This is a genomic window from Sulfitobacter sp. (genome assembly GCF_041552635.1).
In the GTDB taxonomy this organism is placed as follows: Bacteria; Pseudomonadota; Alphaproteobacteria; order Rhodobacterales; family Rhodobacteraceae; genus Sulfitobacter.
In genome coordinates, this window is the sequence record NZ_JBFEKM010000189.1 from 1 (window position 1) to 6,949 (window position 6,949).

Consider the following 6,949-nt stretch of genomic DNA (forward strand, 5'->3'; position numbering starts at 1 on the left):
CGGCTTTGATGAACGCAGAAAGTAACGGATCGCGTGCCAGACCTGCGGTGACGTTTGCGTATTCATCGGCCTTGGTGGCGTAAACGCCAAGGGTTTGCGGGTCTGTCACAGAAACACCCCGGTGCTGAGGCAAAGCAGTACTATTGCGGTCAGCAGCACACGAAGTTTTAGCCACCATTCAGGGGCAAGGCCCCACCGCCAAAACGCGAAATCCAGCACCAGAAGTCCGGCAAAGCCGAACATCAAATTCAGACCCGCGCCGACCGGCCCATTGCCCGTCATGAAAAATGCCCAAAGCGCGGGGATGACCGACAAGGCATAGCCCGTGGCCGCCCGCGCGCCCGTGGCTTTGGTGGCAAAACCCCACAAGACACCGGACATGAAGGATAAAATGACGGCACCGTAAAACAGCTGGATATACGGACCAATAAACCGCCCGCCCAGATTGGCCGCCCCCCATGTCGCCAATGGATCGCTGAGCGTGGTCAAAGCGCCCCAAACAAACGGGATAAGCCCGGCCAGCCCAAGCAAAAGCGGGGCGCGCGGCACGCCGTTCATGCGGGCACCCTAAGCACGCGGGGAACTTTGAATTCGACGTTTTCAACGGCGGTTTCCACCAGTTCGGTGGTCACGTCATAACGGTCCTTGAAGGCGTCTATGACCTCGTTGATCAACTGCTCCGGCGCTGAAGCGCCTGCGGTGATGCCAATACTTGTGATGCCATCAAGGCTGCGCCAATCAATGTCTGTGGCGCGCTGTACCAGTTGTGCATAGCTGCAGCCTGCGCGCGATCCGACCTCGACCAGTCGGCGTGAATTGGACGAGTTTGGCGCACCCACAACCAGCATCGCGTCGCATTTGGGGGCCATCGCTTTGACCGCTTCCTGACGGTTGGTGGTGGCATAGCAGATATCTTCCTTGTGCGGGCCAACAATGGCAGGGAATCGCGCCGTAAGCGCAGCCACGATATCGGCAGTGTCATCAACACTCAGCGTGGTTTGCGTGACATAAGCCAGCTTTTCCGGATCGCGTACATCGACAACGGTAACGTCATCGGGGGTCTCGACCAGCAGGACTTCGCCCTCGGGAAGCTGGCCCATGGTGCCGACGGTTTCGGGGTGGCCCGCGTGGCCGATCATGATCATTTGCAGGCCTGCATCGGCATGGCGCTGTGCCTCGATGTGGACCTTGCTGACAAGGGGGCAGGTGGCATCGACATAGACCATGTTGCGGGCTTCGGCCTTGGCCGGGACCGCTTTGGGCACACCATGGGCGGAAAAAATCACCGGCCTGTCATCGGGACATTCAGAAAGTTCCTCGACAAAGATGGCACCTTTGTCACGCAGGCCGTCGACGACGAATTTATTATGCACGATTTCATGACGCACATAGACAGGCGCACCCCATTTCTCGATCGCCATCTCGACGATCTTGATGGCGCGGTCCACGCCGGCGCAAAACCCGCGTGGTGCCGCAAGGTAAAGAATGAGAGGCGGTTTAGACATGGCGGTCTCCTTGGCTTGCCCCATTGGTAAATGCTGCACGAGGTGGCGTCCAGACCAGTGGCGCAGCGCGTTTTTTGGGGGGGGCAGGATGGCCGTGCGTGATGCAAGGGGTGCGATTAACCGTTTGCCGGGCAATTCTGCCGTCCACGCGAATTTCCCTCAGAATGAGGGCAAAGCCGGTGATTTTTATCCTGATCAATAGACGAGGCAGAGAGCGTGTTAATCTGCATCGAAACCGTTTTTATACATCTGCACCCACTCGCCCTGTTTGAGGGGCGCGGGCACTGGCCATCAGTCGTCGATGACGTCGCGTGCAGGGCGTCCGATAACGTCGCGTAAGTCTTCGAGTTCGATGAAATTATCGACCTGACGGCGCAGATCATCCGATATCATAGGGGGCTGGCTGCGAATCGTGCTGACCACGGAAACCCGAACGCCCTGGCGTTGAAGGCTTTCAACCAACGGGCGGAAGTCGCCATCACCTGAGAAGATAACGATGTGGTCCAGATGCGGGGCCAGTTCCATCGCATCGACGGCCAGTTCGATATCCATGTTGCCCTTCACTTTGCGGCGGCCCATGCTGTCTGTGTATTCTTTGGCTGGCTTTGTGACCATGGAAAAGCCGTTGTAGTTCAGCCAATCGACCAGAGGCCGGATCGGAGAATATTCTTCATTTTCAAGCAGCGCCGTGTAATAGAACGCGCGCAGCAATTTGCCGCGACGCATAAATTCTTGGCGCAGCAATTTATAGTCGATATCGAATCCAAGACTTTTCGCGGCAGCGTAAAGATTTGACCCGTCTATAAACAACGCTAGACGTTCGTCTTTGTAAAACATGGTGTGCCTTTCTTAAATGGCCGTTTCAATTTCTGATATGCATAGTGAACGCTCCAATCCGGAGCAGAGACACTCGGAGATGAAATCAGCCGATATCACGGGCATATCTAAGGATATTTGAGGAAGCGGCAAGTGGATACAATGGGTTTACAAGGCAAACGTTCGCCTAAAGGTAGTAGTACTGTGCTGATCGGATTGGGTAGTAATCAATCTACAGTTGTGGGTGGGCCTCGGGAAACCATCTTAAAGGCTGTTGATCTTGTTAAGGAAAAGGGAATGACGATTCGCAAGTTGAGCCAGCTTTATGCGACTCCTGCGTTTCCGTCAGGCTCCGGCCCTGATTTTGTTAACGCTGCGATAGCGGTTGATACAGATTTGGCTCCTGCCCAGGTTTTAAGTCTTCTTCACGAGGTTGAAGCAGAGCTTGGCCGCGAAAGAAGTGTCAGGTGGGGCGCGCGGAGCGTTGATCTGGACCTTTTGACGCATGGGTCACAAGTTTGCCCTGATCTGCAAACGCAAGGATATTGGCGTATGCTGGCCCTTGATGACCAGATGAAGCACGCCCCGAACCAGCTTGTTTTACCGCATCCACGTTTGCAGGACCGTGCGTTCGTGCTTGTCCCGCTTGCCGATATTGCGCCGGACTGGGTGCATCCTGTCTTGGGGTTAAGTGTTTTGCAGATGCTCGATGCCCTGCCAAAAGAAGATAAAGATAGCGTGAGATTGGCACAATAAGACCTTGTAAATTCCGCGGAAGGCTTCTAGATAGTCGGCTTCTTATAGATATCATGATTGGATCATCCTATGGCCCGCGTCACCGTCGAAGATTGTGTGGACAAAGTACCAAACCGGTTCGAGCTTGTCATGCTTGCCGCGCACCGTGCTCGCGAAATCGCCGCCGGGTCGCCCGTGACCGTTGATCGCGACAATGATAAAAACCCTGTGGTTTCCCTGCGGGAAATCGCCGATGAGACACAGTCGGCTGATGATCTGCGCGAGCGCTTGATCGAGAGCAACCAGAACCAGATCGTAGTTGACGAGCCCGAAGAAGACGCAATGGCGTTGCTTATGGGTGGCGAGCAGGACAAGCCGGAAGAAGACAGCATGTCCGAAGAAATGCTGCTGCGGCAGTTGATGGCAGCGCAAGGGCAGGGCTAGCGCCCGCGCCCTTCGGGGCAATAAGGCAGTACAGGCATGAATACCGCCGACATTACGGCTGAAGATCTTATCGCGCTTGTCCGCGCCTATAATCCTAAATCCAACGAAAAGCACATCAGGCTGGCCTATGAATATGGCCAGCAGATGCATGAAGGGCAGTTCCGTCATTCGGGCGAACCCTATTTCACGCACCCGGTTTCTGTTGCGGCAATCCTGACCGAACAGCAGCTGGACGATGCGACCATCATTACCGCCCTGCTGCACGACACGATCGAAGACACCAAGGCGTCCTATGCCGAGGTAGAGAGCCGTTTTGGTCGGGACGTCGCCGAATTGGTCGATGGTGTGACCAAGCTAACCAATCTACAGCTGAATTCGACCGAGACAAAACAGGCCGAGAACTTTCGCAAGCTGTTCATGGCGATGTCGAAAGACCTGAGGGTCATATTGGTCAAGCTTGCCGACCGTCTGCACAACATGCGCACGATCAAATCCATGCGCCCTGACAAGCAGGTTCAAAAGGCCCGCGAGACAATGGATATTTACGCCCCGCTTGCCGGGCGTATGGGCATGCAGTGGATGCGAGAAGAGCTTGAGGATCTGGCGTTTCGCGTGCTGAACCCCGAAGGTCGGCAATCAATAATCCGCCGCTTTATTACGCTGCAACGCGAAACGGGCGATGTGATCCAGCGGATCACCGGCGACATGCGGCTTGAGCTTGAAAAAGCTGGCGTCGAAGTAGAGGTGTTTGGTCGCGCAAAGAAACCCTATTCGATCTGGCGCAAGATGCAGGAGAAGGAACAATCATTCTCGCGGCTGTCCGACATTTACGGTTTCCGGGTGATCATGGCGTCTGATGATGAATGTTATCGCGCCTTGGGGATCATTCACCGTCGCTGGCGCGCGGTGCCCGGACGTTTCAAGGATTACATCAGCCAGCCCAAGACCAACGGATACCGTTCCATCCACACGACGGTGTCAGGGCGTGACGGCAAGCGTGTCGAAGTGCAGATCAGAACCCGCCAGATGCATGATGTGGCCGAAACCGGCGTTGCGGCGCATTGGTCCTATCGTGACGGTGTGCGGTCGCGAAACCCCTTTGCCGTCGATCCGGTCAAATGGGTGGCACAGCTGACCGAACAGCTTGATTCAGAAGAAGATCACGAAGACTTCCTCGAGGCAGTCAAGCTTGAGATGTACGCCGATCAGGTGTTCTGCTTTACGCCTAAGGGCGAGGTGGTAAAGCTGCCCCGTGGTGCCACCCCGATTGATTTCGCTTATGCGATCCATACGCGGATCGGGTCGGCCTGCGTCGGTGCCAAGATCGACGGAATGCGCGTGCCGTTATGGACGCGCATCAAGAATGGCCAGTCGATAGAAATCATAACAGCCCAAGGCCAGACCCCGCAGGTCACTTGGTTGGATATTGCCACCACCGGCAAGGCCAAGACGGCGATCCGGCGATCCCTGCGCGAGGTGGACCGTGCGCGCTTTGTCAGTTTGGGGCGGGAATTGGCGCGCTCGGCTTTTGAGCAAATCAACAAAACCGCCACGGAAAAGGTTCTGCGTACTGCGGCACGCAATCTGCGTCTTGATGGCCCCGAAGATTTGCTGGCCCGGCTTGGATCAGCGGAAATGACCGGCAGCGAATTGGTTCAGGCCGTGTATCCGCACCTGCAGCCCAAGCCCGGTGAACAGGTGGACCGCAAGCGCGCTGTTGTTGGGCTTGAGCCGGGGCAGTCGTATGATCGTGCGCCGTGTTGCCAGCCGCTGCCCGGTGAACGGATCATTGGCATAACATATCGCGGTAAAGGGGTTACAATCCACGCGATTGACTGCGAGCGGCTTGCCGATTTTGAGGATCAACCGGAACGTTGGCTTGATCTTCGTTGGCACGAGGGTCCGCACCCAGCGGCATATGGTGCCACAATCGAACTGACCATAGGCAATGGTGCTGGGGTTTTGGGGCGGATTTGCACCTTGATCGGGCAATCCCAAGCCAATATATCCAATTTGGAATTTTTGGATCGCAAGCCTGATTTTTACCGGTTGTTGATCTACGTTGAACTGCGGGATATTGCGCATCTGCATTCGCTTATGCCCACTCTTGAAGCAGAGAGCGAGGTCGCCGAGATCAGCAGATACCGAAATATGAAGCTTGTAAAGTCCGGGAAGTAATACACTTAACCGGTGACCCTAACCATGCCTCAAGGACTGTCCATTGATTTTCAAACGCCGTGATCCAAAGCCGACTTTACGCGCCATGGCCGAATTTATGTGGCCGCGCGGCGGTTGGACGCGGGCGTTTCATTATGTCAAGCACCGGATGCGGCGGTTGCCAGACACGCCAGAACGGATCGCACGGGGCATTTGGGCGGGTGTATTCACAACGTTCACCCCGTTCTACGGCATGCATTTCATCGTAGCGGCGCTGATTTCGCGGGCGATGCGGGGGAATCTGCTGGCGGCTTTGATGGCGACATTTTTTGGCAATCCGCTGACCTATGTGCCGATTGGCCTGTCATCACTGTCGATGGGGCATTGGATATTGGGGTCCCCCATGATCGACGGGGAACATCGGTCCTTTGGGGGCAAGTTCTTTGATGCGGCGCATGACCTGTTGTCGAATTTTATCGCGATGTTTACCAGCCAGACGGCTGACTGGTCCGGGCTTGCCGTGTTTTGGCGAGAGATTTTTTATCCCTATCTGATCGGCGGCATCGTGCCCGGTATGATCTGCGCCACGATCTGCTATTACCTGTCCGTCCCTTTGCTGCGCGCGTATCAAAAGCGGCGCAAAGGGCTGATCAAGGCCAAGTTCGAGGCGCTCAAGAAAAAAGCAGTGGCCAAGGCCGAGGCGAAAAAAGCTGCAGAACAAACAGCCCAGGAAGGAAGAGATCATGGCAAAGCAAGGTAAGCTACGGCTTGGGGTCAACATCGACCATGTCGCGACGGTTCGAAATGCCCGTGGCGGGGCCTATCCTGATCCTTTGCGCGCGGCGCGCGTCGCCCAAGAGGCTGGCGCAGACGGGATCACCGCGCATCTGCGCGAAGACCGCCGCCACATCACAGATGCCGATATCGAAGGGCTGCTGGACGTGCTGACGGTGCCCCTTAACTTTGAGATGGCCGCGACCGATGAAATGCAAAAGATCGCGCTGCGCCACAAGCCGCATGCGGTTTGCATCGTGCCCGAAAAACGCGAGGAACGCACAACCGAAGGTGGGCTTGAGGTCGCGCGTGAGGAAAACAAGCTGGCGCATTTCATTGCTCCCCTTCGTGAGGCAGGTTGCCGCGTGAGCATTTTTATCGCCGCCGAAAAACGCCAGATCGAAGCGGCCAACCGGATTGGCGCAGAAGTCATCGAATTGCACACAGGAGCATATTGCGACGCCTTTGCCGAAGGCCATTGGGAAGAGGCGCAAAAGGAATTGCAAAAGCTCGAGGAG

8 protein-coding genes are annotated in these 6,949 nt (G+C 56.0%); 5 read left to right on the plus strand and 3 right to left on the minus strand.

Annotated features, from left to right (window positions below; translation table 11 throughout):
* Window positions 1–105: 105 nt before the first annotated feature.
* From ABYT07_RS17705 to ABYT07_RS17715, 3 genes are all read right to left on the minus strand, one after another.
* On the minus strand, window positions 106–558 hold the full coding sequence (locus tag ABYT07_RS17705) for a DUF3429 domain-containing protein (protein WP_372993350.1): 453 nt from the start codon (window positions 556–558) through the stop codon (window positions 106–108).
* Window positions 555–1,505, minus strand: a complete 951-nt coding sequence (ispH, locus tag ABYT07_RS17710; protein WP_372993351.1) for a 4-hydroxy-3-methylbut-2-enyl diphosphate reductase — start codon at window positions 1,503–1,505, stop codon at window positions 555–557. Before ispH ends, ABYT07_RS17705 begins: the two co-directional genes overlap by 4 nt.
* A 291-nt stretch (window positions 1,506–1,796) precedes the next feature.
* A complete protein-coding gene (locus tag ABYT07_RS17715; RefSeq protein ID WP_372993352.1) occupies window positions 1,797–2,342 on the minus strand; it encodes an NYN domain-containing protein in 546 nt (181 codons plus the stop codon).
* A gap of 141 nt (window positions 2,343–2,483) precedes the next feature.
* On the opposite strand from ABYT07_RS17715, the gene folK reads away from it, so the two are divergent.
* From folK to ABYT07_RS17740, 5 genes are all read left to right on the plus strand, one after another.
* On the plus strand, window positions 2,484–3,077 hold the full coding sequence (folK, locus tag ABYT07_RS17720; protein ID WP_372993357.1) for a 2-amino-4-hydroxy-6-hydroxymethyldihydropteridine diphosphokinase: 594 nt from the start codon (window positions 2,484–2,486) through the stop codon (window positions 3,075–3,077).
* 69 nt (window positions 3,078–3,146) lie between these two features.
* Complete coding sequence (rpoZ, locus tag ABYT07_RS17725) at window positions 3,147–3,500, plus strand: DNA-directed RNA polymerase subunit omega (protein ID WP_372993353.1); 354 nt, start codon at window positions 3,147–3,149, stop codon at window positions 3,498–3,500.
* Between the two features lie 36 nt (window positions 3,501–3,536).
* Window positions 3,537–5,678, plus strand: coding sequence for a bifunctional (p)ppGpp synthetase/guanosine-3',5'-bis(diphosphate) 3'-pyrophosphohydrolase (locus ABYT07_RS17730; protein ID WP_372993354.1), 2,142 nt, complete (start codon window positions 3,537–3,539; stop codon window positions 5,676–5,678).
* 43 nt (window positions 5,679–5,721) lie between these two features.
* On the plus strand, window positions 5,722–6,417 hold the full coding sequence (locus tag ABYT07_RS17735) for a DUF2062 domain-containing protein (protein WP_372993355.1): 696 nt from the start codon (window positions 5,722–5,724) through the stop codon (window positions 6,415–6,417).
* The coding region (locus tag ABYT07_RS17740; protein ID WP_372993356.1) for a pyridoxine 5'-phosphate synthase at window positions 6,401–6,949 on the plus strand (549 nt) is incomplete at its 3' end. The genes ABYT07_RS17735 and ABYT07_RS17740, both read left to right, overlap by 17 nt.

What these genes read in the sequence shown, in the direction of transcription:
- ABYT07_RS17705 (WP_372993350.1), bottom strand. Translation starts at nt 558, where the DNA reads ATGAACGGCGTGCCGCGCGCCCCGCTTTTGCTTGGGCTGGCCGGGCTT.
- ispH (WP_372993351.1), bottom strand. Translation starts at nt 1,505, where the DNA reads ATGTCTAAACCGCCTCTCATTCTTTACCTTGCGGCACCACGCGGGTTT.
- ABYT07_RS17715 (WP_372993352.1), bottom strand. Translation starts at nt 2,342, where the DNA reads ATGTTTTACAAAGACGAACGTCTAGCGTTGTTTATAGACGGGTCAAAT.
- folK (WP_372993357.1), top strand. Translation starts at nt 2,484, where the DNA reads ATGGGTTTACAAGGCAAACGTTCGCCTAAAGGTAGTAGTACTGTGCTG.
- rpoZ (WP_372993353.1), top strand. Translation starts at nt 3,147, where the DNA reads ATGGCCCGCGTCACCGTCGAAGATTGTGTGGACAAAGTACCAAACCGG.
- ABYT07_RS17730 (WP_372993354.1), top strand. Translation starts at nt 3,537, where the DNA reads ATGAATACCGCCGACATTACGGCTGAAGATCTTATCGCGCTTGTCCGC.